Source organism: Chelatococcus sp. HY11 (assembly GCF_018398335.1).
Classification (GTDB): domain Bacteria; phylum Pseudomonadota; class Alphaproteobacteria; order Rhizobiales; family Beijerinckiaceae; genus Chelatococcus.
Genome location: NZ_JAHBRX010000001.1, coordinates 630596 through 654195, shown reverse-complemented (window position 1 = coordinate 654195; position 23600 = coordinate 630596). Strand labels below are relative to the sequence as shown.

Sequence of the window (23600 nt, the reverse complement as noted above, 5' to 3'; positions counted from 1 at the left end):
ATCAGGTCATATCCTGCAGAACCGCGTTGGCCATCACCCGTGTGATCCTGCGCCCCCGGCTGAGCGCCTCGTGGTCGAGTGCGGCGACGATCTTTTGCGCGGCGGCGAAAGACCGTTCCATCCGCGTCAGCAGCGTTTCGATCACCCCCGCGTCGACGATGAGCTGCCTGTCCACGATCAGCTTCACAAGCACGGCGCGCAGCAACGCATCGTCGGGGGAGCCCATTTCAGCAAGCGTGGCCAGGCGCAGGCGGGAGAGAAGGTCGGGCACAGCTAATCCCCAGGCGCCCGGCAGGCTGCGGGCGGTGAGCAGGGCATGCCCGCGCGTACGCATGACATTGAGGAGATGGAACAGCGCGTGCTCGTCGAGCGGACCCTGGTCGCAATCCTCCACGAGGACAGCATGCGGGTCGGCGACAAGCAACGTCTCTTCAAGGCTCCTTTCGTCGAGCCCGCTCGACGAAAGGAGCGTAGCCCCACTACGCTCACGCCATATCGCCGCAAGATGGCTCTTGCCCGAGCCCTCCGGCCCGACAAGCAGCACGATCGGGTCCGGCCAATGCGGCCATGCTTCGACAAGGCCATAAGCCGCGGCATTCGCGGGGCCGACCAGGAAGTCTTCGACGCCCTGCCGCGGCTCGACAGGCAAATCCAGCGGCAGTTGGCGCGGTGTCTCAAACATCCGGGTCTGAACTCTTGGGAGGTTTGATGGCCTTCTTCCGGCCATCGGTGGGGGCTGTCACCGACAGAACCGGTCCTTGCTGGAGCTCGCGCGTCTGTTCCGCCGAGAGAACCAGCCGCCGCGAATCATAGAACGGACTGTCCATATACTGGCGCAGCGCGAACCGCATCAGCACGCCGATCGCCGCCGCGATGGGCACCGCCAGTAGAAGCCCGAGGAAGCCGAACAGCGATCCGAAGGCCAGCAACGCGAACATCAGCCACACCGGATGCACGCCGACCGCATCACCGACGAGCTTCGGCGACAGGATATTGCCCTCCACGAACTGGCCGAAGAAGAAGATCGCGAAGGTTGCCGCGATCATCGTCCAGTCCGGCCAGAACTGCACGATCGCCACCCCGCCGGAAAGGACGAGCCCCGTGAGCGAGCCGACATAGGGAATGAACGTCAGGATGCCGCTGACGAGGCCGATCAAGACACCGAAATTGAGGCCGACAAGCGAAAGACCGACGGCATAGAATGTGCCGAGAATGATGCAGACGAGCGCCTGGCCACGCAGAAAGCCGGCGATGGCCCGGTCCATCTCCCTGGCCAGTTGGCGGATCGTGACGACATGGCGCCGGGGCAGCCAGCTGTCGACCTTCTTCACCATATGCTCCCAGTCGACGAGAAGGTAGAAGGCGACGACGGGCGTGATGACGAGCAGCGAGAAGATGCCGACGACAGCCTGACCGCCGGACCAAAGCGACTGCAGGAACGTGCCGAACCAGCTTGCCGCCTGGCTCATGATGTTGCCGAGCGAGCTTTCCACATCCCGGATCGCGTCTGGCCCGCCGAAACGCTCGATGATCGGCGCGCCGTGCTCGACGGCCAGTTGCTGGAGACGCCCTACCGTCGCCGGGAGCTTGGCGACGAAAGCCGCGAGCTGGTTGGCGGCGATCGGCACGACCAGCATCAACCCGAGGATGAAGAACAACACGAAAAGGCAGAGTATCACGATCGTCGCCGGCAGCCGCCCGATGCCTAGCCGTTCGAAACGGTGGGCGAGCGGATCGAGCAGATAGGCGAGCGCAAGACCCGCGACAAAGGGGAGCAGGATGCCCCGCAGCAGGATGAGCGCCAGAATGGCGACAGCGAGCGCCGTTACCCAGAAGCCGACCTGCCGCTGAAAGCTCATCACGCACCCATATCCGTTGACGGCAGCTTACTTTGCCATATGCCGCGACCACACCGCGAGATAGGCGCCCGCCGACGCCAGCGTCAAGCAGGCGACGATGATCATCACGATGTCAATCAACGGTCCCCAGTCTAATCCAAAGCCAAGCGAGCCGAGAACAATAGCAGCCAGAGCGATTTGCATGCCCGTATTCAGCTTGCTCACGATGAGCGGCCTGATCTCGACCGGCCGGCTCATGAGCCAGGATACGATCACCGCCATCAGGATCATTACGTCGCGCGACACGACCAGTATCGCGAGCCAGCCCGGCAACACCCCACCGATCGCCAGGGCGACATAGATTGAGACGAGAAGCGCCTTGTCCGCGAGCGCGTCGATATAGGCACCGAGCTCGCTCTTCATGTCGAAGCGCCGCGCGATGAACCCATCCACGGCATCGGACACGCCGGCCACGACGAACAGCGCGAAGGCCCACTGCCAGCGCTCCGCGCCGATCATGGCGATGACCACTGGCACAAGCAGCAGCCGCGCGATGGTAATGATATTGGGCAACGTCATCAGAGATGCAGTCAAATCCGCTCAGAGATGGACGATTATGGAGGGCATGCCCCTCCTCATTTGGTAATCTAAGGTGCAAGTCCGCCTAGTGCGAGGGTCTCCGCGGCGTTCGGGCATGTTACCGTCCCGACCAATCGCTCCCGCGCCCCCTTGCGTGGAGGGCGCTGGCGTCGTACTCGCGAGGGATGCTGCCGGCTGCTCGCCGGCGCGTGAGAAATTCCGTCCGAGTTGCGAGATGCCCGACATGCCCCAGCCGCCCGAAAACCGGTCGAAGAACGGATTGACCTATGCCGAGGCAGGCGTCGACATCGACGCCGGCAACGCCATGGTCGAGGCGATCAAGCCGCTGGTGCGCTCCACCCGCCGCCCTGGCGCGGACGGCGAGATCGGCGGCTTCGGCGGTCTCTTTGATCTGAAGGCGGCCGGCTTCAAGGATCCCATCCTGGTCGCCGCCAACGATGGCGTCGGCACCAAGGTGAAAATCGCCATCGAGACCGGCATCAACGACACCGTCGGCATCGACCTGGTCGCCATGTGCGTCAATGACCTCGTCGTGCAGGGCGCCGAGCCGCTTTTCTTCCTCGACTATTATGCCACCGGCCGTCTTGAGCCGGCTGTCGGCACGGCGATCGTCGCGGGCATCGCCGAGGGCTGCCGGCAGGCCGGCTGCGCGCTGATCGGCGGCGAGACGGCGGAAATGCCTGGCGTCTATTCCGGCACGGACTACGATCTCGCCGGGTTCGCCGTCGGCGCCGCCGAGCGGGGACGGCTCCTGCCGCGCGGTGACGTGACGCCCGGTGATGTCATCATCGGGCTTGCCTCCTCGGGCGTGCATTCCAATGGTTTCTCGCTGGTGCGCAAGGTCGTCTCGCTGAGCGGCCTTGGCTTCGACGCCGAGGCGCCTTTCGCTCCGGGCAAAAGCCTGGGCGAAGCCCTGCTGACGCCAACCCGCATCTATGTGAAGAGCCTGATCGCCGCGCTGAAGGAAACGGACGCGATCAGGGCGCTCGCCCATATCACCGGCGGCGGCTTCCCCGATAACATCCCGCGTGTGCTGCCGGATGGTGTCGCCGCGCGGCTCGACCTTGACGCGATCAGAGTGCCCCCCGTGTTCGGCTGGCTGGCGGCGGAGGGCGGGATCGCGGAAGCGGAAATGCTGCGCACTTTCAACTGCGGCGTCGGAATGATCGTCGTCGTCCCGGCTGAGGCGAAGGAGGAGGCGCTCGCCTCCCTCTCCCGCCAGGGTGAGGCGCCTTTCGTGCTTGGCGAGATCATCCCGGCCAGTGAGGACGCGGCGCGTGTGACGACAACTGGCAGCCTGCGGCACGGGCGCTAGGGCTTGGACAGCGGTCGCCTTGGTCCTGTCGAAGCGTCCCCGTCATTCCGGCGCTTCGCTTCAGCGGAGAGCCCGGAATCCAGAACCGATGCCCTGTCCGCAAGAAGCGCGATCGGCGCCTCGTTCGCCTTCAAAGCCACAGCGGTTCTCGATTCCGGGCGCAAGGCCGGGGCCCCGCCCGGAATGACACCACAGAGGTTTAGAGTGCTTGACCGCGAGTGCGGTTCCCACAAGCGGAGCAAGTCGGCGACCGACCGACTGGCTCCAGGATCGAAAGACCATGACGTCAAAAATGACTGAGCCGTCAACGCCCTCCCGCCTCAGGACAGCCGTCTTCATCTCCGGTCGCGGCTCCAACATGACGGCGCTGGTCGAGGCCGCCCGCGCGCCCGACTTTCCGGCGGACATTGCTCTGGTGCTTTCCAATCGCGCCGACGCGGCGGGGCTCGCTTATGCGGGTGAAGCCGGGATCGCGACAGCGGTGGTCGACCACAAGCCCTTCAACGGCAATCGCGAGGCCTTCGAGCGCGCGATCGATGCCGTGCTGGTCGAGCATGGGGTGGAGCTCGTCTGCCTCGCCGGCTTCCTCAGGGTACTGACGCCCTGGTTCGTCACCCGCTGGGCCGGACGCCTCATCAACATCCATCCGTCCCTGCTGCCGGCGTTCCGTGGGCTCGATACCCATGCGCGGGCACTCGCCGCGAACGTCCGCCTGCACGGCTGCACCGTCCATTTCGTGACGCCGGAACTGGATGACGGCCCCGTCATCGCCCAGGCGGCCGTGCCGATCCTCGAAGGCGACACCGCGCAGACGCTGGCCGGGCGCGTGCTTGTTCAAGAACATGTGATCTATCCGGCAGCCCTGGCGCGGGTGGCATCAGGACGAGCAAAACTTGTCGATGGCCGCGTGGTGCTGACCGGCGATACGACACGGCCGGACGCCGTGCTTGTGGTCCCGGCTTAGCGGAATGCGCTGCCCCCAGGCGCGCCGTCTCCGACGCCCCGTCCTCCCTCAGCGCCTGACGTTACAAGCCGCCAGCGCGGCTTCGGCCTTGGGACGCGTCACGTCGCTGAAATAGCCGGTACGACGGAAGGCGTTGAACTCGTCCGGCGACATGCCCGCCGTGACCCGCCTTGCGTAGCAACCGCAGCGGTCGGCATAGTTGTCGCGTTGCGAAGTCGCGGTCTGCCACTGCGTCACGACGCAGGCATCAAGGATCGACGTGCGAATTTCGTCATCGGACATGTTGGCATAGCTCGCCGCGGTGCCCGCGGGCGGCCTGCCACCGGCTGTCGCGGAGACAACCGCGGCCAACGACATCGCGCTGCAGACCACCGCAATGGTCAAGACACGGATCATGATCCTCACCCTCGTCCTTGAAGCGGCAAGCCAGAGCTCCCGGCGACGACCGCAAGCGTAACTTAAAAAAGTTGATGAGAATTTGCCCGGCGATACAGCCCCTGCGCCGCTATCCCCGGATCTGAGAAGCCCACCAGCTGGAATAACCCCCGCTGAAAAGGCAAAGGTCCGCGCCTCGGTAAAGCCGCGGACCACAAGGCTTGAGGCAAGCGCCTGAGATAGAAAGCCTGAGTATCAGCCGACGATGTCGTTGCCGGAGAAGAACTGCGCGATCTCGACGGCGGCCGTCTCGGGCGCGTCGGAGCCATGCACGGTGTTCTCGCCCACGGAGAGCGCGAACTGCTTGCGGACGGTGCCCTCGGCGGCGTTGGCCGGATTGGTGGCGCCCATGACTTCGCGGTACTTGGCGATGGCGTTCTCGCCTTCCAGCACCTGAACGACCACAGGGCCGGAGGTCATGAAGGAGACGAGTTCACCGAAGAAGGGACGCTCGCTGTGGACCGCGTAGAAGGTCTCGGCCTGCTTCGTGGTCATCTGGATGCGGCGCTGGGCGACGATCCGCAGGCCGGCGGCCTCGATGACAGCGTTGACGGCGCCCGTCAGGTTGCGGGCGGTCGCATCGGGTTTCAGAATAGAGAAAGTGCGCTCAAGGGCCATTGTTTCATCATCGGTTGTGCGTTGCAGCGATGGCGCGGCTTATAACGAGGCAAAGCCGCCGAAACAAGCTGGCAGGACGATCTTCGTCGCGAGACGATCTCGCGGAAGGACGGTCTTCATCGTAGGACGGTCTTCATGGCATCGTGCGGACACAGGCCGGTTGGTGAGCCCGTTCAGCCCTCGTGATCGCCTCGCTTGCGGCCATCGGCGCCGATAGCCAGCGCCCGTTGCACGGCCGGACGCGCTTTGATGGCCATCAGCCAGCGCTTGATCGCGGGGAAACGCTCGATATCCACGCCCTGACGGTCCCACAGCTTGACCCAGCCGAAACTTGCGATGTCGGCTATCGTGTAATCCTCGCCGGCAAGATAGGCATGCTGCGACAGGCGACGGTCAAGGACCGTGTAGAGCCGTTCGACCTCAGCCGTGAAGCGGTCGATCGCATAAGGGATCTTCTCGGGAGCATAGATACGGAAATGGTGGGCCTGCCCCGCCATGGGTCCAAGGCCCGCGACCTGCCAGAACAACCACTCGTCAACGGCCACACGCTGGCGTTCGTCGCGTGGATAGAACTGGCCGCTCTTGTCGCCGAGATAACGCAGGATCGCGCCGGATTCGAAGATCGATATGGGCTCGCCACCTGGCCCATCCGGATCCACGATCGCGGGGATTTTGTTGTTAGGCGCGATCGCCAGAAATTCTTCCCGAAATTGCTCGCCTTTGCCGATGTGAACGGGGTGGACCACATAGGGAAGCCCACATTCCTCCAGCATGATCGTAATCTTCCAGCCGTTTGGTGTCGGCCAATAAAAGACCTCGATCGGTTTAGGGTCGCTCATGGAAGCTCCATCCGGCCTGCTGTCCCACCCGCGACAGCACCATGGAAAAACTTATGCCCATCGCGAAACGATACCAAGTGGGATAGCGCACAATCGCGCCACAAGCATTAACATGAGTTGCCCCGTTGCGTTCAATTGCTGTTCAGATAGCGGGGCGCAACCTGCCGGCGGTGCATTGGGGGTAACCTGAACAGCCGCCTCAGCGCGCTTATTGCGAGGAAATAACGATGTTTAAGCCAATTGTCAGTTCCATTGCCGCAGTTGCCGCTATCGCGGCCATCACCCTTCCTGCCAGCGCCCAAACGTCGCAGCCGCAGAACCCGCCAGCCGCCGCCCAGAGCACGGCACCCGCAAAGCCCAAGCCAGCGGCGCCCTCGGCCTCGACAGCCGCCGCAAAGCCCACGACCGCCGCCCCTGCCGCAAAGAAGCCGCCAACCGAGGCGCAGCTCGCGGCACGCGCCCGGATGAAGGATTGCGGCGCCCAATGGCAAAAAGCCAAGACGGCCAACGCCACAGGTGGCAAGACGTGGCGTCAGTTCTCCAGTGAGTGTCTGAAGCAACACTGATTGCGAGACAGTCAATCATCATGCCTCGGGCCTTGAACCCGAGGCATGATGGAAAATCACCGCGCAACACGAAGCGATCGCTTTGTGTCCGAGTGACGGAACGCGGCGCGTCGAGGCTTCCGCGTCGCCGCGCCACCATCTCTCCCTCATTTGCCTTGAGATGCTCCCGCCGTGCTGTCACCCTCATGGCATGGGCCGACGTTAGCGTCGTCCGCGACCCGGACGGCAACCTCAACGGATAGGCGCGGCGATGAACAACCCGGTCTTCAATCCTCACCGTTTTCGGACGACGGTGCCATTCTACGCACGCTATCGCGTGCATTATCCCGCCGAACTCATCAGTTTTGTGTCCAACCATCTTCAGCTGGCTGCTGGCGCGTCCGTTCTCGATCTCGGCACCGGGCCTGGCTTCCTCGCGATCGCCTTCGCGCGCCTCGGACACAAGGTCACCGCCATCGATCCGGAGCCCACGATGCTCGAGGCGGCACGGGATGCCGCCGAGAAAGCCGGCGTTTCCGTCACTTTCACGCAAGGATCGTCCTTCGATCTCGACCGCCTCGGTGGCCGCTATCAGCTCGTCACCATGGGGCGCTCGTTCCATTGGATGGATAGGGAAGCGACACTCGCGAGCCTCGACCGCATGATCCCGGACGGCGGCGCCGTCGCCCTGTTCAGCGACGGCCAGATCCCCTACCCCGGTCAAGCTTGGCGCAAGGCTGTGCTTGACCCGCTCGCAACGCGCTACGCGCCCGAGGAAGCGCGGCAGCGAGAGGCGCGGCGCAGTCCCGCGCGCCTGCCGCATGAAGCCGTGCTGCTCGCTTCGCCATTCCGGCATCTCGAACGCCACAGCGTCCTGTTCAGACAGACGCTCGACATCGACGCCATCATCGGACGGACATTCTCCATGTCGGTGACGTCGCCGAAGGCGCTCGGCGCGAGCAAGGACGCCTTTGAAGAGGACCTGCGCCGCGAACTCGCCGCTCTGTCACCCTCAGGTCAGTTCGAGGAAATCGTCGAGGTCAAGGCGCTGATCGCGCGACGGGGATAGAGCGTTTTCCGGCCGGCTTGAAGCGCCTGCGCCCACCGGCGTCACAGCATCTTGTCAAAGCGATATTCGCGCGAATGGGAGATGTCGCCAAACGCCCGGATCTCCGCGCCCTGGCTATAGCCGAGCCGGCGATAGAGCCGGTGAGCGCCGAGGAAGCGGGTATCGGACCAGGCCAGAACCTCCCTTGCCCCATGGTGGCGCGCATGGTCCTCGGCATGGGCGACGAGGCGTGCCGCGAGACCGCGCTGGCGCAGATCCGGCCGGACATAGAGGCGGTGCAGTTCAGCAATGCCGGGTTCAGGATGATCCAGCGCGATCGAGGCCCCGACGCGCCCGCGGCTGTCCTCGACGACCCAGAAGCCGCATCCCTCCCCCGCGTAGGAGCGGCCCGGCGCCCGCAGGTCCGGCAGATCCTCGTGCGGATCCACATAGCAACCCGGATAGTCCGCGAAGCAGAGCGCGATCAGGCCGAAGAGATCCTGGGCGTCGCTGTCGCGCGCGGGACGCAGGGAGGCGGCACCCGGTTCCGACACATCACGCGATGCGACATCGCCAGATATCGAGCGGCCAGGTATCGAATGGCGAGGTATCAAATCACTCGATACCAAGCTTGGACTTCAGCAGTCCGTTGACCGCCTGGGGATTGGCCTTGCCGCCGGTCGACTTCATCACCTGGCCGACAAACCAGCCAAGCATGGTGGGCTTCGCCTTGACCTGCTCGACCTTGTCGGGATTGGCGGCGATGATGGCGTCGATCGCCTGTTCGATCGCGCCCGTATCGGTGACCTGTTTCATGCCGCGGTCATCGACGATCTGGCGCGGATCTCCGCCCTCGCTCCAGACGATCTCGAAGAGATCCTTGGCGATCTTGCCGGAAATGACCTCCTCGCCGATGAGATCGACGATCGCGCCGAGCTGGGCTGCCGACACCGGCGAAGCGGTGACCGACACGCCTTCCTTGTTGAGCCTGCCAAAAAGCTCGTTGATCACCCAGTTCGCCGCCGCCTTGCCGTCACGGCTGCCGCCATCGGGCTTCGCGACGACGGCCTCGAAGAAATCGGCAGTGTCCCGCTCGGCTACCAGCACCGCCGCGTCATAGGACGACAGGCCGAAGCTTTCGACGAAGCGCGCCTTCTTCTCATCCGGCAGTTCCGGCAGGCCGCGCTTCAATTCCTCGACGAACGCCTCCTCCAGTTCGAGCGGCAGGAGGTCGGGATCCGGAAAATAGCGGTAGTCATGCGCTTCTTCCTTCGAGCGCATGGACCGCGTCTCGCCCTTGCCGGCATCGAACAGGCGCGTTTCCTGGTCGATCGTGCCGCCATCCTCGAGGATGTCGACCTGCCGGCGGGCTTCGTACTCGATGGCCTGGCCGATGAAGCGGATGGAATTGACGTTCTTGATCTCACAGCGCGTGCCGAGCGGCTCGCCGGGACGGCGCACCGAGACATTGACGTCCGCGCGCAGCGAGCCCTTCTCCATGTCGCCGTCGCAAGTGCCGAGGTAGCGCAGGATCGTGCGCAGCTTGGTCACATAGGCCTTGGCCTCGTCAGCGGAGCGGAGGTCCGGGCGCGAGACGATCTCCATAAGCGCGACGCCCGACCGGTTGAGGTCGACGAAGCTCATGGTGGGGTGCTGGTCGTGCAAGGACTTGCCGGCGTCCTGCTCCAGATGCAGGCGCTCGATGCCCACGGTGAAGCGCGAGCCGTCCAGCATGTCGACGATCACCTCGCCTTCGCCGACGATCGGGCTTTTGAACTGGCTGATCTGGTAGCCCTGCGGCAGGTCCGGATAGAAATAGTTCTTCCGGTCGAACACCGAGACGAGGTTGATCTGGGCCTTGAGCCCGAGGCCGCTGCGCACCGCCTGCGCCACGCATTCGGCATTGATCACCGGCAGCATGCCCGGCATCGCCGCATCGACGAGCGACACATGGTCATTGGGCTCGCCGCCGAACTCCGTCGAGGCACCCGAGAACAGCTTCGAATTGGACGACACCTGGGCATGGATCTCCATGCCGATGATGATTTCCCAATCGCCGGTCGCCCCTTTGATGAGCTTGGCCGGATCGGCAGGCCGCGTGTGCGCATTCATGGCGTCAGTCTCATCTTGATCAAATACTGCGTGTTTGGCTTCGCGTACCGCTGCCGTGCCGTCAAGCCCGCACGAAAGCGGATCGGCATCTCTTCAGGGCTCCCGGAGCCGGCGATCCTCGTAGGCGATGATCCAATCCATCATAGCCCGCCATACCGTCTCGGCGAGGTCTGGAGGCGCCCCCTTGGACTGAGCCTGCCCGCGCACATGCGCGGCCACCTCTTCCACCCGGTCATTGAGCAGCGCGGGGAGCCCCGCCGCCCGCTTGACCGCGATGACACGCTCGACGACCGCCATCCGCCTGGCGAGCAACGCCGCGATCTCGACGTCGACGGCGTCGATCTCGGCCCTGAGCGGCGCGAGAGCCGTCGCGGCCCGCGCTTCGACGGTCGAAGTCATGCCCACCGGGGAAGTCCTACCCACCGGGGAAGTCATGCCCACCAGGCCTGTGGCGGCGTGAACCGCCCGGCCGCGTTCTCGATGGCCTGTCCGGTGGCGAACAAGGTCTCCTCGTCGAAGGGCCGGCCGATGAGCTGGAGCCCGAGCGGGAGGCCCTGGCTGTCGACGCCGGCCGGCACGGCGATGCCCGGCAGGCCGGCCATGTTCACGGTCACCGTGAAGACGTCGTTGAGATACATCTCGACCGGCGAGGCCGTCTGCATCTCGCCGAGGCCGAAGGCCGCGGACGGGGTCGCCGGCGTCAGGATGGCATCGACGCCCTCGCGGAACACGGTCTCGAAATCACGCTTGATCAGCGTGCGGATTTTCTGCGCGCGCAGATAATAGGCGTCGTAGTAGCCGGCCGACAGGACATAGGTGCCGATCATGATGCGGCGGCGCACCTCCGACCCGAAGCCGGCGGCACGCGTCTTCTCATACATGTCGACGATGTTCTGACCGGGCACCCTGAGGCCGTAGCGCACCCCGTCATAGCGGGCGAGGTTGGAGGAAGCCTCCGCCGGCGCCACGATGTAATAGGCGGGCAACGCATATTTGGTGTGCGGCAGCGAGATATCGACGATCGTCGCGCCCTCGCTCTTCAGCCAGTCCTGGCCGGCCTGCCAGAGATCGGCGATCTCGGCCGGCATGCCCTCGACGCGATATTCCTTCGGAATGCCGATCTTCAGGCCCTTGACCCCGCGCGCCACCGCCGCCTCGAAGTCCGGCACGCGCACGTTCGCGGAGGTCGAGTCCTTCGGATCGTGGCCCGACATCGACTTCAGGAGAGCCGCGCAGTCGCGCACGGACTTGCCGATCGGCCCGGCCTGATCGAGCGAGGAGGCGAAAGCGACCGTGCCCCAGCGGGAGCAGCGTCCATAAGTCGGCTTGATGCCGACGGTGCCGGTGAAGGCGGCCGGCTGGCGGATGGAGCCGCCGGTATCGGTCGCCGTGGCGCCGAGGCATAGCCCCGCCGCGACCGCCGCCGCCGAACCGCCGGAGGACCCGCCGGGAACGAGCTTGGCGTCCGAGCCCGCGCGCCGCCAGGGGTTCACCACGGGCCCGAAGCTGGAGGTCTCGTTGGAAGACCCCATGGCGAATTCGTCGTTGTTGAGCTTGCCGAGCATGACCGCGCCGTCGCGCCAGAGCTGGGACGTCACGGTCGATTCATAGGGCGGCACGAAATTGCCGAGAATTGTCGAGCAGGCTGTTGTGCGCACGCCCTTGGTCGCGAACAGATCCTTCACGCCGACCGGGATGCCCTCGAGCGGGCCCGCCTCGCCGCGCGCGATGCGCCCGTCGCTGGCGGCCGCTTGCTCAAGCGCATGCTCCGGCGTCTCCAGCACAAAGGCATTCAAGCTCCGCGCCGCCTCGACCGCCGCGATATGAGCCTTGGTCAGTTCCGTCGCGGAAAAGCGCTTGGCCGCAAGGCCATCACGCGCTTCGGTGAGAGTGAGGTCCGTCAGATCGGTCACTGGGGCTCTCGTTTCAAATAGGGCAGATCATGTCGGGATCTCACGAGCCGACTGGAAGGATGTGGTTTGGCAAAGCCGGCATCGGCGTTCCGGTTGACGCTCGCCTACTCCACCACTTTCGGCACCATGAAGAAATGGTCCTCCGTCATCGGCGCGTTGGCGACGATGAGGTCGGGATAGCCGCCGTCGCTCACGACGTCCTCGCGCTGCGCCAAGGCCATCGGTGTCACGGAGGTCATGGGCTCGACGCCGGTGACATCGACCTGGTCGAGCTCCTCCACGAAGGCGAGGATTGCATTCAACTCGCCCTGGAGATGGGGGATATCCTCATCCGTGACAGCGATGCGCGCGAGATGCGCGATGCGGCGGACGGTGGTGGCATCGACGGACATGAGCTCAAGCCGGATCTCGTTTCAGATCATGCGGCTATAGCACCCCGGCATTTCACGCCGCAACCCGCGTGACAGCAACCGGCTGCGCGGCGGGCGCAATTCCTTCAGAAGAGCCGCGAGCGGCGCGGCCGTCAGGCGCGCTCGAGCTCTGAAGGCAAGCTCGCCGCCGGTGCGGCGGCCTGCCCGGTAGCTTCCACATCATGCGCGACAGTCTCCGGCTGATCGGCAGCCGTTGCGGCATCCAGCTCCTGCTGACGTTGACGCGCCGCGTCGGCCCAGGCCCTTGCCCGGGGTGCCGGCACGAGTTCACGGCCGACGCGCACGATACGATCGGGCGGGATCGCGGTCGCGGACCTGCAAGGCGGCTCAGGTGCGTGGGGAGCGGCCTCCGCGGCCTGTGGCACGGGCAATTGAAACTGGGCGGCCAGGCGCCCCTCGGCTTGCCCCCGCACCCGCCAGGCAAGACGCATCTTGGAGCGGGCCACAGGGGCGGAAGGCAGATGGTCGATCTCGACCGCGACCCATCCCCCACGCAGCTCTTCATCATCGACTACGATCGCGCGCGCATCCGCTCCGCCGGAGCTGTCCGCGCTCCTGCGACCCGAACCGCCTGGAATGGTATGAAGGTGAGGACGCCTCATTTACCGCCTTGGTAAAGAAATCGTAAATGACGTTATCGCACCAAATTCCGCCAGATGCGATTCCCGGCTGGCCACAGGGTTAATGGAGCCCTTGCCAACCCACAGGCGCCTCACGCGAGGCCTTCGATCTCAATCTATTATGGACAGCGACTTCCATGCAGCTTGATCCTGCCGCGCCGGGATTTTTGAGGGGGCTTGCGGCAGCCCCCTCCGGCATCGGCCGGCCGGCCTCAAACCACGAAGGCTTCATTCTTGTGGGGAACGATCACCTTCGTGTCCTGGTCATGCATCGCAGCGACAAACTTGTCAGCGTTCTGCTCGATGATCGGGAAGGATCCGTAATGGCAGGGGATCGCGGCCTTGAGCTTGAAGAAGCGACGGACGGCGAGCGCCGCGGTCAGGGGGCTCATCGTGAAGCGATCGCCGATCGGCACCATCGCGATCTCGGGCTCGTGGACCTCGGCGATAAGCTCCATGTCGCCGAAGATGTCCGTATCGCCCATGTGATAAACCGTCGGCTCACCATCCGCCTTGACGATCACCCCGTTGGCGCTGCCGAGCGGGCGCTCCACACCCATCTCGCCAAGGCCGGCGGAATGGTCGGCGCGCACCAGGCTCACACGGAAGCCACCCACGTCGACCGTACCGCCCGTGTTCATCGGTTCGAACTTTTCGAGGCCCTGAGACACGAGCCACATGCCAAGGTCGAAGTTGGTGACGACGGTCGCGCCCGTGGCCTTGGCAATCGCCAGCGTATCCCCGACATGGTCGGCATGCCCATGGGTGACGAGAACGTGGCTGACACCCTCGGAAGCCTTCGCCACATCGGCGGTAAATGCCGGGTTCCCCGTGAAGAAGGGATCGATCAGCACCCCTTTGTCGGCAAAGTCGAGGCGGAAGGCGGAATGCCCGAACCAGGTAATCTTCATAGTGCTCTCCTCTGCGCAGAAGCGGCGGGCGCCCGCGCGCCGCCAGGGGGTCGAAAGGTCCCGACCATAGGTCAGATCAGGTTGACGAGGGAAGCCGCCGGCCCGCACCGGCCGGGCGGATCATCACTCTTTCTGATGGGACAGGCAGGCCCGCCCTAGACCCGCTCCAAGGGGCGATGGGGACCGGGCGGAAGATGGATCAAGATGACATCGTCCGGACGCACCATTCCCTCACGCAGGACGATGCCCATCACGCCGGCCTTCCGGACGAGACCGCCCTTGGCGTCTCGGCCGAGCACCGCTTTCAGGAGGCCTGGCTGGAAATCGTCGATCTGGCCGCAGGGATTGCGCAGCCCAGTGATTTCAACGGCAGCCTCATCGCCGATCGACAGCACCGCCCCCGTCGGCAATGACAGGAGATCGATGTCACGGGTGGTGATGTTTTCCCCCATCGCGCCGGGGATGACGCTGAAGCCGGTGAGCCGCAGCTCGTCGAACAATTCGCTGTGAATGAGATGGACCTGGCGCAGATTGGGCTGGGTGGGATCCACCTTCACGCGGGACCGATGCTTCACGGTCGCGCCGCAGTGGGCGTCCCCCTCCACACCCTGTCCCGCGAGAAGCCGGATCGCCTGTTCGTTGACCTTGCTGAAAGCGTGCCCCGCCGCGCGGCTGACCGCAACGACAATACCACTCATATCCGCTCTCCCCGTATCGCTCGCATTCCCACGAAACTCATATGCCCAAGAAGCTCGTATGCCCATGAAGCTCATCAGCCCAAGGAGTTTCTTGAACCGAACCCGCTGGGACTGAAAGAAGCGCTTTGCGGATAAAAGCGCCCTCATCCCATGCCCATCAGGGCAAGCGTGCTAACATGGCAGCATGACAACGATCGTACCCATTGAAAATTTCGTGGACCTGCCGCGCAACGCCCGCCTCATCGGCGTGGACCTCGGCACCAAGACCATCGGCCTCGCCCTCTCTGACGTGCAGCGGGTCGTCGCCACGCCGTTAGAGACCATCCGCCGGGTCAAGTTCACAGCGGATGCGGAGCGTTTGACCGCGCTTTGCCAGTCCCACGCCGTCGCCGGCCTCGTGATCGGCCTGCCCCTGAACATGGACGGCTCGGAGGGGCCACGCGCTCAGGCGACCCGCGCCTTCATCCGCAATCTCGACAAGCATCTCGACCTGCCCGTCGTCCTGTGGGACGAACGCCTCACCACGGTTGCCGTCAATCGCGCGATGATCGCCGCCGATGCCTCACGCGCCCGCCGGGCCGAGGTCGTCGACAAGATCGCGGCGGGCTACATTCTGCAGGGCGCGCTCGACCGGCTTTCAGAAATCGCACGCCAGAATCGCGAACTCACAGAGCTTGGCTGATGACCAAAAAAAACCGCCTCGCAGACCCACTGAACTAGCATTTTCCGCTCGCCTGGAAGCAGGTACTCATGCTAGAAACTCTACTACTTTTTCTAAGTATTTTTATCACTACCATGCAATTTTGATTAAGCTTTTAAATATTCTATTTTATATCATTTCTATTGATGGATTATCCAACTATGCTTGCCAGAAACAATGAAGACATTTCAAAAAGCAGCCATACACGATACAGACTTCTTGAGAACAGCGCCGATAAATTTGCCAACGCAAGCGAAGTCGCTGAATACATCGCGCAACTTTCCGGCGAAATGGCAGCCATGTCGCGTAGCGCACGGCTTGACGTGATTGCCTATTTTCTCGAAATGGTCCGTGAGGAAGCGCGTAAGACAGCCCGGCGCAAGCACCCGCCGATGGCCGGTCAGCTAACAGCGCACGACCAAGTGATACAGAAATAGCAAGCAAATCGACTTGAAGAAATATCCGCGCAATAGCCAGATCAGAAAACAATATTGAGCGGTATTTTTTGGATCATCCAGCCTTGTAAGTCAGTGCTGCGTGATGCGCTCTTATTTTCGCGCGACCGGCACTCCGTGGCTTTGATACACCACCACCGCTGAGGGAACCGACCTTAAGCCTTTGTCAGATGCATATGCAGCACCCTCACCCGCTCTGCCATATGCAGAGCATAAGACCATGGCGCCGTGACGAAACCATCAGGCTTGGCACTCTCTCCTTTTTAGGACCAGTTCGACATCCAGTGTTCTCAGCTGTCATGGCCGGGCTTGTCCCGGCCATCCCGGTGGATTGGCGGGCCTTTCCGGTCGGGATCACTGGAGCATTTCCGAGCGAAGTGGAAACCGGTTCGCGTGAAGAAAATGCTTCAGGACAAAGGCCTAGAGCAATTCCGGTGAACCGGAGTTCGCCGCAATTGCTCTAGCCGAAATCAGATAAATCCGACCTCGGGACAAACCCGGTGACGACAACGGTATCTCCTCGGCAATTCTCGAGTGTCGATTGATCCTGGTCGGCGGAGCTGCCAGGTCGCCATGGCCTGAAGATGCACACGCCCCTTGGCGCGGCCTTGGCATCTTTAGGCACGCCCCATTTGCTTTCGCCATCGGCGCTGAGCACAGCGCAAATTGGCCGGGTGCACGCGGAACAGCGGCAAGCCGCCAAGCGCACGGCTTCCTCCAAACACAAGGACTTTTGGCGCCATGGACCCCATCAATAGGCTATGCTTGATTCTGCGTGGGAGTCAGGCGCGAGAGCCAGGTGATGGATTTGTATGGACCTTAGAGGCGTATGGGGCACCGGAGCCGCGTGGCTGCACCAACCGTTCTCCCGTAGCCAGCTGACCATTGCCAGACTGCGTCTCGCATCCGGCATCGTCCTCTTCATCTTCGCCTTCGCCCATTTCGTGAACAACGCGCTCGGCGTTGTCGATCTCGTATGGATGGAGGCTTTCGAGGTCGTGCGGCGTGCCTTCTGGCGCTCGCTGCCTGGCAGCGTGCTCCTCTATGGCTCACTTGTCCTGCATATCAGCCTGGGCCTCTGGAAACTCGTGCGTCGCGCGACTTGGCGCATGCCCTTCAGCGAGGCGCTTCAGCTCGCGCTTGGCCTCGCCATTCCATTCTGGCTGCTGCAGCACATCCTCGCCACCCGGGGTATGAGCCTGCTTTACGGCCTCGACGACCGCTACGCGAATGTTTTGCGGAGCATGTGGCCCAGTCTCGCCGTACAACAGCCACTGCTGCTCGTTATCGTCTGGCTGCATGGCTGCATCGGCTTGCACTTCTGGCTCTCGACAAAAGCCTTCTACACGCGGCTTGTCCCCTGGCTTCTCGCGCTCGCCGTGCTCGTCCCCGCCCTCGGCATTCTCGGCTTCACGGAAAGTGCCCGCCGGCTGGAGGTGATCGCCCCCGGTACCGCGCTAACCCCGCAGCAAGCGCAGGATCTGGAGAAACTGACCAACGCCGGCATCGCGGTTCTTCTCACTGTCGCTGGCGGCGTGTTGTTCGTCCTCGTGGCGCGGCTTGTGATCGCGCGCATACGACCGGGTTTCTCCGTGAGATACGCCGGCCTGAAGGTGGTCCGCGCGCATCCCGGGCCGACGCTGCTGGAGATCAGCCGCGCCAACGGCATTCCCCACGCGGCCGCCTGTGGCGGGCGTGGACGCTGCAGCACCTGCCGGGTCCTGATCACCGAAGGGCTGGACGATCTCCCGCCGCCGCTGGCGAGCGAGGCGGCGGCTCTGGAGCGCATCAACGCGCCGACGGGCGTGCGCCTGGCGTGCCAGATCAGGCCGACCCACTCCCTGACGTTGCGTCGCCTGGTCGCGATCGCCGAGCCCGATCCGCCGGGGAGCCGCGCCGATCCTTATCGCTGGGGCATCGAGCGCCGTGTCACGGTCATGTTCACGGATCTGCGCGACTTCACCGCGCTGACGGAGCGCATCTATCCTTACGATTCCGTGTTTCTCCTCAACCGGTATTTCGAGCTGATGTCGGAAGCCATTCGCTCCCACGACGGCATCGTCGACAAGTTTCTCGGCGATGGCATCATGGCGCTGTTCGGCATAGCCCCGGCGCAGGGCGCCGGCAGCCGCAATGCCCTTCTCGCCGCCCGCGCCATGCAGGCCGCGCTCGACGAGATCAATCGCGAGTTCGCCGCGACCCTGCGCCAGCCCCTGCGCATGGGGATCGGCATTCATACCGGACCGGCGGTCCTCGGGCGTGTCGGCGCCGCGACCGAGCTGTCGATAAATGGTCGCAACAACGGCGCCCTCACGGCTCTGGGAGACACCGTCAACACCGCGAGTCGGCTTGAGGCGATGACCAAGGAATTCAAGGCTTTCGCGGTAGTCTCCGAATCCGCGCTCGCCGGCTCGGGGCTGACGCTCGACGGCTGTCCGCGGCATGAGATCACCGTGCGCGGCCGCCGCAAGACCGAACATATCTACGCTGTGACCGACTTCGCGGTCATGGCGGAAAAGATGGGCGACAGGCAGCCCGTGGAGCTGACCCCGCAAGGCTAGAGCATGCTCCGACAGGAGTGTTACGAGAATCGATGATTATGCTTGAAATAAAAGAGCTTAGAGCGCCGATCTGATGCAATCAGGTCAAAACGCGCTCTAAGGCTTTGTTTCGCGCGGTCACTTCAGTGAAACGCTGTTGTTGGCGTGGCGAAGCACAAAGCCGCCGAGCTCGAGTTCGACGATCGCGCGCTGGATCTCGCGTGCCGCGAGCCCCGATACACGGCTGAGATCATCGAGCGGGACCGGTTGCGGACCAAGCAGCGCGAGAAGATGTCGGCCATGGGGCGAATGGCCCTCCGCGAGTGCCCCCCCATCGGGAGAGGCTTCGTGTATGCCTTCCGCCTCGTCCCCATCGGGGTCGAGCCCTTGAGCCAAGTAATCCCGCTGGATCGGCACCGCCGGAGGCGGCTCGATATCAAGCCCCTCCAGCTCCTCCCAGAGGGGCTCGCCGCTCCGATCAACGGGCCGGTCGTTCCAGGCGCCGCCGGGCTGGGCTTCTCGGCCGATGAGCGGGGCGAGCGCAGCGATGACGTGGTCTGGATCGGCGCAGAGGGTGGCGCCGTCGCGGATCAGGTCGTTGGTACCCTCCGCGCGCGGGTCGAGCGGGGAACCGGGCACGGCGAAGACCTCCCGCCCCTGTTCCGCCGCGAAGCGCGCGGTGATGAGCGAGCCGGAGCGGCGAGCCGCCTCGACGACGACAACGCCAAGGCACAGCCCCGACACGATACGGTTGCGCCGCGGAAAATCCCGTCCCCGGGGTTCGTAGCCCATCGGCATCTCGGAGAGCACCGCGCCGGATGCGAGGATGCGGCCCGCCAGCGCCTCGTTCTCCGCCGGGTAGATCTTGTCATGGCCTCCGGCCAGAACCGCCACCGTCCCCGATGAAAGGCTCGCCGCATGGGCGCGCGTGTCGATGCCGCGCGCCAGTCCCGAGACGACGACAAAGCCCGCGGCACCTAGTCCTGCGGCCAGGCGCTCCGTGAATTTCAGGCCGGCGGCCGAGGCATTGCGTGAGCCGACGATCGCGACCATCGGGCGACCAAGGACGGCGGCATCGCCACGCAAGGCGACAAGCGGAGGCGCGGAGTCAATCTCGCGCAGATGTGCGGGATAGTCCGCCTCGCCGAGTGCAACGAAGCGCACGCCGAACCGCCGGGCCGTCGTCATCTCCCGCTCGGCTTCTGCCGGTGTGACGATACGGAGGGGGCGACCACGACGTCGCGCGATGTCCGGAAGCGCCGCGAGCGCCGCATCGGCGCTGCCGAAGCGGCTGATCAACGCGCGAAAGCTGCGCGGACCGATACTTTCCGACCGCGTAAGCCTGAGCCAGCTCAGGCGCTGGTCGTCATTGAGGCTAAGTCCCCCCATCCGATAGCTCCCCCTATCGATAACCCGTTAAATCCTGAAGCGAGAGCGGCTCCCCAGCCTCCCAAGGCTCCAGACTGCTTCCACGTTTTCTCTCGGCTAGCTCTTGCTGCCGATCCGGCTCTCCTGTCCCGTCATCAGGCGCACGATGTTGCCGCGGTGTTTCGCCCACAGGAAGATCGTCAGAATGGCGAAAAGCGTGGCGGCCGCCGGCTGGTCGGCGATCAGCAACGCCGGCGCGACGAAGGCGCTCGCGATCAAGGCGGCGAGCGACGAGAACTTGCTGAAATAGGCGACAGCCAGCCACACCACCGCGAAGAACAGCGCGACCCACATGTTCAGCGCGATCAGGCAGCCGAGAAAGGTGGCAACACCCTTGCCCCCCTTGAAGGATAGCCAGACCGGGAAAAGATGGCCCATGAAGGCCCCGAAGGCAGCCGCCAGCGCCGGCCCCTCCCCCCACTGCGCCGCGATCACGATGGCGAGCGTGGCTTTCAGGGCATCACCGAGCAGGGTGGCCGCGGCCAACCCCTTCTTGCCGGTGCGCAGAACATTTGTGGCGCCGATGTTGCCCGAGCCCACCGCGCGGATGTCGCCGAGACCCGCCAGACGCGTGATCACGACCCCGAACGGAATGGACCCAAGAACATAGCCAAAAACGGCTGCGACAATGATCGGCCAAAGCTCAGTCAGACCCATGGCCGCTGCCCGCCCCTGCGAAAGGTTATTCAGCGTAGCGGTGCACGCAACGCCCCGCAACATATGTCATCAGCACCCGCCCCTCGAGACGCGCTTCGTCGAAGGGCGAGTTCTTGCTGCGCGATCTGAGTTCGCGCGCATCAAGCGTATAGGCGAGATTGAGATCGAGCAGGATGAGATCCGCCGGCGCCCCACGCGCGAGGCGGCCCTGCGGCAGGCCGAGCAGCTCGGCGGGGCGGCTCGTCATGGCTTTCAGGAGTGCCGGCAGCTTGATCTGTTCGTTGTGAACGAGCCTGAGCCCGACCGATAGGAGCGTCTCAATCCCAATGGCACCGTCGGCGGCATCGGCGAAGGGCAGCCGCTTGGTCTCGACGTCTTGGGGATTATGGTCGGAGACCACGACGTCGATCGTGCCGCGCGCCAAGGCCTCGATCATCGCCATCCGATCGGTCTCATGCCGCAAGGGCGGCGCGAGCTTGAAGAACGTGCGGTAGTCGCCGATGTCGAACTCGTTCAGCGCCAGATGGTTGATCGATACGCCGCAGGTCACGCCGAGGCCGGCGTCCTTTGCACGCTCGACCACCTCGACTGAATCGGCGGTCGTGATCATGGCGGCGTGGTAGCGTCCACCGGTCAGGCGGAGCAAGCGCAGGTCGCGCTCCAGCATGATGATCTCCGACTCGCGCGGCACACCGGCCAGACCCAGCCGGCTTGCCCGCTCGCCCGCGTTCATCACGCCGTCGCCGACGAGATCCGGATCCTCGGTATGGTGGAGGATCAGGGCATCGAGGTCGCGCGCATAGGTCAAGGCCCGGCGCATGATCTGGGCGTTGGTGACCGAGCGCGCCCCGTCGGTGAAGGCGACCGCGCCCGCTTGCCGCAATAGGCCGAACTCCGTCATCTCCTTGCCGGCAAGCCCCTTGGTCAGCGCGGCCGCAGGGCAGATATTGACGATCGCGGTCTCGCGGGCCCGTCGTTGCACGAATTCGACGATGGCCGGATCGTCAATGACCGGATTGGTGTCGGGCATGCAGACGATGGTGGTGACGCCTCCGGCGGCCGCTGCCTCGCTCGCGGTCTTCAGCGTCTCGCGATGCTCGGCTCCGGGCTCGCCGACGAAGGCGCGCATGTCGACAAGGCCGGGGCTCAGCACATGGCCTTTGCAATCGACGATCTCGGCACCTTCCGGCACGCCGGCGGCAGCACCCCAGGCGATATCCTTGATGACACCATCCTCGATCAGCAGCGAGCCATGGCCGTCACGCCCCGTCGCGGGGTCGACCAGACGCGCATTATTGAACAGGATGGGCGGATGGGCCGAAGCCATGACACACCTCATGCAGGCGTTTGGACGCCGTTTCCTAAACTCAGCTATTCGGCAGCTGGCTGCCAAGAGCCTCGAGAACCGCCATGCGAACGGCGACGCCCATTTCCACCTGCTCGCGGATCAGGGATTGCGCGCCGTCCGCCACCTCGGAGTCGATTTCGACACCGCGGTTCATCGGCCCGGGATGCATGACAAGCGCATCCGGCTTCGCCAGGGACAGCTTCTCGCGGTCAAGGCCGTAGAAATGGAAATATTCCTTCACGGACGGCACGAAGGAACCATTCATGCGCTCGCGCTGGAGCCGCAGCATCATGACGATGTCCACCCCATCGAGCCCCTTGCGCATATCGGTGAAGATCTCGACCCCGAAACGATCGAGCCCGACAGGCAGGAGCGTCGAGGGACCGATGCAGCGCACGCGGGCCCCGAGGGCCTGTAGGAGAAGGATGTTGGAGCGCGCCACCCGCGAATGCAGGATATCGCCGCATATGGCGATCACCAGCCCCTCGATCCGCCCCTTGTTGCGGCGGATTGTGAGGGCGTCGAGGAGCGCCTGGGTTGGATGCTCGTGGACCCCGTCGCCAGCATTCACCACCGAGCAGTCGACCTTCCGGGCGAGCAGATGCACCGCGCCCGCCGCCTGATGGCGCACGACGATGATGTCGGGGCGCATGGCATTCAGCGTCGCCGCCGTGTCGATCAGCGTTTCGCCCTTCTTCACCGAGGAGGAGGCAACCGACATGTTCATGACATCGGCGCCGAGCCGCTTCCCGGCGAGCTCGAAGGACGATTGCGTCCGCGTGGAGGGCTCGAAGAACAGGTTGATCTGCGTGCGTCCGCGCAGGGTCGCGCGCTTCTTCTCGACCTGCCGGCTGACCTCGACGGCGGCTTCCGCCCGGTCGAGCAGACCGATGATATCGGCGGGTGTCAGCCCCTCGATGCCGAGGAGATGGCGATGGGGAAACTCGCGGGGGCGATCGGCGCGTGAAGCTGTCATCTTGAAGTCATCGCTATAGGGGGTTCCGATGCCGGCAACAAGATTGTTCGGTGTAAGGCCTTATCGCGCCATGTCGCCTTCCTGTCACCTGTGCGTGTCGCGGCATCCCCAGCAGGCTTGACTTCCGCGCGCGAATGCAGCATCTCCAAGTCACGTTGGAGCCGGGCCCTGCTCGGCCCCTCTCCTATTGCGCGTGCTATCAGCCCAGCGCGACAGATTGCCAAGAGGTTTCCGCTATGGCCAAGGCCACGACCATCAAGATCCGTCTCGTGTCGACGGCCGATACCGGCCACTTCTACGTAACGAAGAAGAACGCTCGCACGATGACGGACAAGCTGACGATCAAGAAGTACGATCCGGTTGCCCGCAAGCACGTCGAGTACAAGGAATCGAAGATCAAGTGATCCATGCCCGGCGGGTGGATACCCCCCGCTGGTTGATGGAGCTTCGATAGCGTCGCCTCGGCGGACGCGGTCACAAAAAAGGGCGCCAGCGGCGCCCTTTTTTGTTGCCTTCGCACCAATCTCGATGGCCAGACAGGGAATGGTGGCCGGTCGGAGGCGGCGTTCGAGGAGGCCACAGAACACCGCTTCCAGACCGGCCGAACCC

Annotated in this window: 26 protein-coding genes; 8 read left to right on the top strand and 18 right to left on the bottom strand. The window is 64.2% G+C overall.

Annotation, left to right across the window (positions count from 1 at the left end; genetic code table 11):
- Position 1: 1 nt before the first annotated feature.
- From KIO74_RS03270 to KIO74_RS03260, 3 genes are read right to left on the bottom strand one after another with little or no spacing between them, the layout of a single operon-like run.
- Complete coding sequence (locus KIO74_RS03270) at positions 2-682, bottom strand: P-loop NTPase family protein (protein ID WP_213330477.1); 681 nt, start codon at positions 680-682, stop codon at positions 2-4.
- Positions 675-1859, bottom strand: coding sequence for an AI-2E family transporter (locus KIO74_RS03265; RefSeq protein ID WP_213334002.1), 1185 nt, complete (start codon positions 1857-1859; stop codon positions 675-677). Before KIO74_RS03265 ends, KIO74_RS03270 begins: the two co-directional genes overlap by 8 nt.
- 27 nt (positions 1860-1886) lie before the next feature.
- Positions 1887-2417, bottom strand: coding sequence for a CDP-alcohol phosphatidyltransferase family protein (locus tag KIO74_RS03260; RefSeq protein ID WP_213330475.1), 531 nt, complete (start codon positions 2415-2417; stop codon positions 1887-1889).
- Positions 2418-2661: 244 nt separating this feature from the next.
- Here KIO74_RS03260 and purM point away from each other — a divergent pair, with 244 nt between their 5' ends.
- Both purM and purN read left to right on the top strand, forming a co-directional pair.
- The gene (gene purM / locus KIO74_RS03255) at positions 2662-3753 is read left to right on the top strand and encodes a phosphoribosylformylglycinamidine cyclo-ligase (RefSeq protein WP_213330473.1); all 1092 of its coding nucleotides are present in this window, start codon (positions 2662-2664) and stop codon (positions 3751-3753) included.
- 292 nt (positions 3754-4045) lie between these two features.
- Positions 4046-4717: a phosphoribosylglycinamide formyltransferase gene (purN, locus tag KIO74_RS03250; RefSeq protein WP_213330471.1), complete on the top strand. Its 672-nt coding sequence runs from the start codon at positions 4046-4048 to the stop codon at positions 4715-4717.
- A gap of 48 nt (positions 4718-4765) precedes the next feature.
- On the opposite strand, the gene KIO74_RS03245 is transcribed toward purN, so the two are convergent.
- From KIO74_RS03245 to KIO74_RS03235, 3 genes are all read right to left on the bottom strand, one after another.
- Positions 4766-5113 carry a hypothetical protein gene (locus KIO74_RS03245; RefSeq protein ID WP_213330469.1) on the bottom strand — a complete coding sequence of 116 codons (348 nt, stop codon included), beginning with the start codon at positions 5111-5113 and terminating at the stop codon, positions 4766-4768.
- 234 nt (positions 5114-5347) lie between these two features.
- Positions 5348-5770, bottom strand: a complete 423-nt coding sequence (ndk, locus tag KIO74_RS03240) for a nucleoside-diphosphate kinase (RefSeq protein WP_213330462.1) — start codon at positions 5768-5770, stop codon at positions 5348-5350.
- 173 nt (positions 5771-5943) lie between these two features.
- Positions 5944-6609: a glutathione binding-like protein gene (locus KIO74_RS03235; protein WP_213330460.1), complete on the bottom strand. Its 666-nt coding sequence runs from the start codon at positions 6607-6609 to the stop codon at positions 5944-5946.
- A gap of 227 nt (positions 6610-6836) precedes the next feature.
- On the opposite strand from KIO74_RS03235, the gene KIO74_RS03230 reads away from it, so the two are divergent.
- Complete coding sequence (locus KIO74_RS03230; protein WP_213330458.1) at positions 6837-7175, top strand: hypothetical protein; 339 nt, start codon at positions 6837-6839, stop codon at positions 7173-7175.
- Positions 7176-7425: 250 nt separating this feature from the next.
- A complete protein-coding gene (locus KIO74_RS03225; RefSeq protein ID WP_213330456.1) occupies positions 7426-8223 on the top strand; it encodes a class I SAM-dependent methyltransferase in 798 nt (265 codons plus the stop codon).
- Between the two features lie 41 nt (positions 8224-8264).
- Here KIO74_RS03225 and KIO74_RS03220 read toward each other — a convergent pair whose 3' ends face one another.
- The 8 genes from KIO74_RS03220 to KIO74_RS03185 all read right to left on the bottom strand — a co-directional run bounded on the left by KIO74_RS03220 (position 8265) and on the right by KIO74_RS03185 (position 14887).
- On the bottom strand, positions 8265-8756 hold the full coding sequence (locus KIO74_RS03220) for a GNAT family N-acetyltransferase (protein WP_213330454.1): 492 nt from the start codon (positions 8754-8756) through the stop codon (positions 8265-8267).
- A gap of 61 nt (positions 8757-8817) precedes the next feature.
- Complete coding sequence (gene gatB, locus KIO74_RS03215; protein ID WP_213330452.1) at positions 8818-10314, bottom strand: Asp-tRNA(Asn)/Glu-tRNA(Gln) amidotransferase subunit GatB; 1497 nt, start codon at positions 10312-10314, stop codon at positions 8818-8820.
- 93 nt (positions 10315-10407) lie between these two features.
- Positions 10408-10713: a chorismate mutase gene (locus KIO74_RS03210; RefSeq protein WP_249731140.1), complete on the bottom strand. Its 306-nt coding sequence runs from the start codon at positions 10711-10713 to the stop codon at positions 10408-10410.
- 32 nt (positions 10714-10745) lie between these two features.
- Positions 10746-12227 carry an Asp-tRNA(Asn)/Glu-tRNA(Gln) amidotransferase subunit GatA gene (gene gatA, locus KIO74_RS03205; RefSeq protein WP_213330448.1) on the bottom strand — a complete coding sequence of 494 codons (1482 nt, stop codon included), beginning with the start codon at positions 12225-12227 and terminating at the stop codon, positions 10746-10748.
- Between the two features lie 104 nt (positions 12228-12331).
- Positions 12332-12619 carry an Asp-tRNA(Asn)/Glu-tRNA(Gln) amidotransferase subunit GatC gene (gene gatC, locus KIO74_RS03200; RefSeq protein ID WP_213330446.1) on the bottom strand — a complete coding sequence of 96 codons (288 nt, stop codon included), beginning with the start codon at positions 12617-12619 and terminating at the stop codon, positions 12332-12334.
- A gap of 131 nt (positions 12620-12750) precedes the next feature.
- The gene (locus tag KIO74_RS03195; RefSeq protein WP_213330444.1) at positions 12751-13260 is read right to left on the bottom strand and encodes a hypothetical protein; all 510 of its coding nucleotides are present in this window, start codon (positions 13258-13260) and stop codon (positions 12751-12753) included.
- Between the two features lie 230 nt (positions 13261-13490).
- Positions 13491-14189: a metal-dependent hydrolase gene (locus tag KIO74_RS03190; protein WP_213330442.1), complete on the bottom strand. Its 699-nt coding sequence runs from the start codon at positions 14187-14189 to the stop codon at positions 13491-13493.
- Between the two features lie 155 nt (positions 14190-14344).
- The gene (locus KIO74_RS03185; RefSeq protein WP_213330440.1) at positions 14345-14887 is read right to left on the bottom strand and encodes an MOSC domain-containing protein; all 543 of its coding nucleotides are present in this window, start codon (positions 14885-14887) and stop codon (positions 14345-14347) included.
- A gap of 184 nt (positions 14888-15071) precedes the next feature.
- Here KIO74_RS03185 and ruvX point away from each other — a divergent pair, with 184 nt between their 5' ends.
- The 3 genes from ruvX to KIO74_RS03170 all read left to right on the top strand — a co-directional run bounded on the left by ruvX (position 15072) and on the right by KIO74_RS03170 (position 18603).
- Positions 15072-15569 (top strand): Holliday junction resolvase RuvX, encoded by a 498-nt coding sequence (ruvX, locus tag KIO74_RS03180; protein ID WP_213330438.1) that lies wholly within the window; start codon positions 15072-15074, stop codon positions 15567-15569.
- A 179-nt stretch (positions 15570-15748) separates the two neighbouring features.
- The gene (locus KIO74_RS03175) at positions 15749-16024 is read left to right on the top strand and encodes a hypothetical protein (protein WP_213330436.1); all 276 of its coding nucleotides are present in this window, start codon (positions 15749-15751) and stop codon (positions 16022-16024) included.
- A gap of 830 nt (positions 16025-16854) precedes the next feature.
- Positions 16855-18603, top strand: a complete 1749-nt coding sequence (locus KIO74_RS03170; protein WP_213330434.1) for an adenylate/guanylate cyclase domain-containing protein — start codon at positions 16855-16857, stop codon at positions 18601-18603.
- 117 nt (positions 18604-18720) lie between these two features.
- Here the strand turns inward: KIO74_RS03170 and dprA are convergent, their stop codons facing one another.
- From dprA to KIO74_RS03150, 4 genes are all read right to left on the bottom strand, one after another.
- Positions 18721-19971, bottom strand: a complete 1251-nt coding sequence (dprA, locus tag KIO74_RS03165) for a DNA-processing protein DprA (RefSeq protein ID WP_213330432.1) — start codon at positions 19969-19971, stop codon at positions 18721-18723.
- A gap of 96 nt (positions 19972-20067) precedes the next feature.
- The gene (plsY, locus tag KIO74_RS03160) at positions 20068-20667 is read right to left on the bottom strand and encodes a glycerol-3-phosphate 1-O-acyltransferase PlsY (RefSeq protein ID WP_213330430.1); all 600 of its coding nucleotides are present in this window, start codon (positions 20665-20667) and stop codon (positions 20068-20070) included.
- 25 nt (positions 20668-20692) lie between these two features.
- Positions 20693-21994, bottom strand: a complete 1302-nt coding sequence (locus KIO74_RS03155; RefSeq protein ID WP_213330428.1) for a dihydroorotase — start codon at positions 21992-21994, stop codon at positions 20693-20695.
- A gap of 40 nt (positions 21995-22034) precedes the next feature.
- Entirely contained in the window at positions 22035-22991 is a 957-nt protein-coding gene (locus tag KIO74_RS03150; RefSeq protein WP_213330426.1) for an aspartate carbamoyltransferase catalytic subunit, read from the bottom strand.
- A gap of 236 nt (positions 22992-23227) precedes the next feature.
- Here KIO74_RS03150 and rpmG point away from each other — a divergent pair, with 236 nt between their 5' ends.
- Complete coding sequence (gene rpmG, locus KIO74_RS03145; RefSeq protein ID WP_110375453.1) at positions 23228-23395, top strand: 50S ribosomal protein L33; 168 nt, start codon at positions 23228-23230, stop codon at positions 23393-23395.
- Positions 23396-23600: the final 205 nt, after the last annotated feature.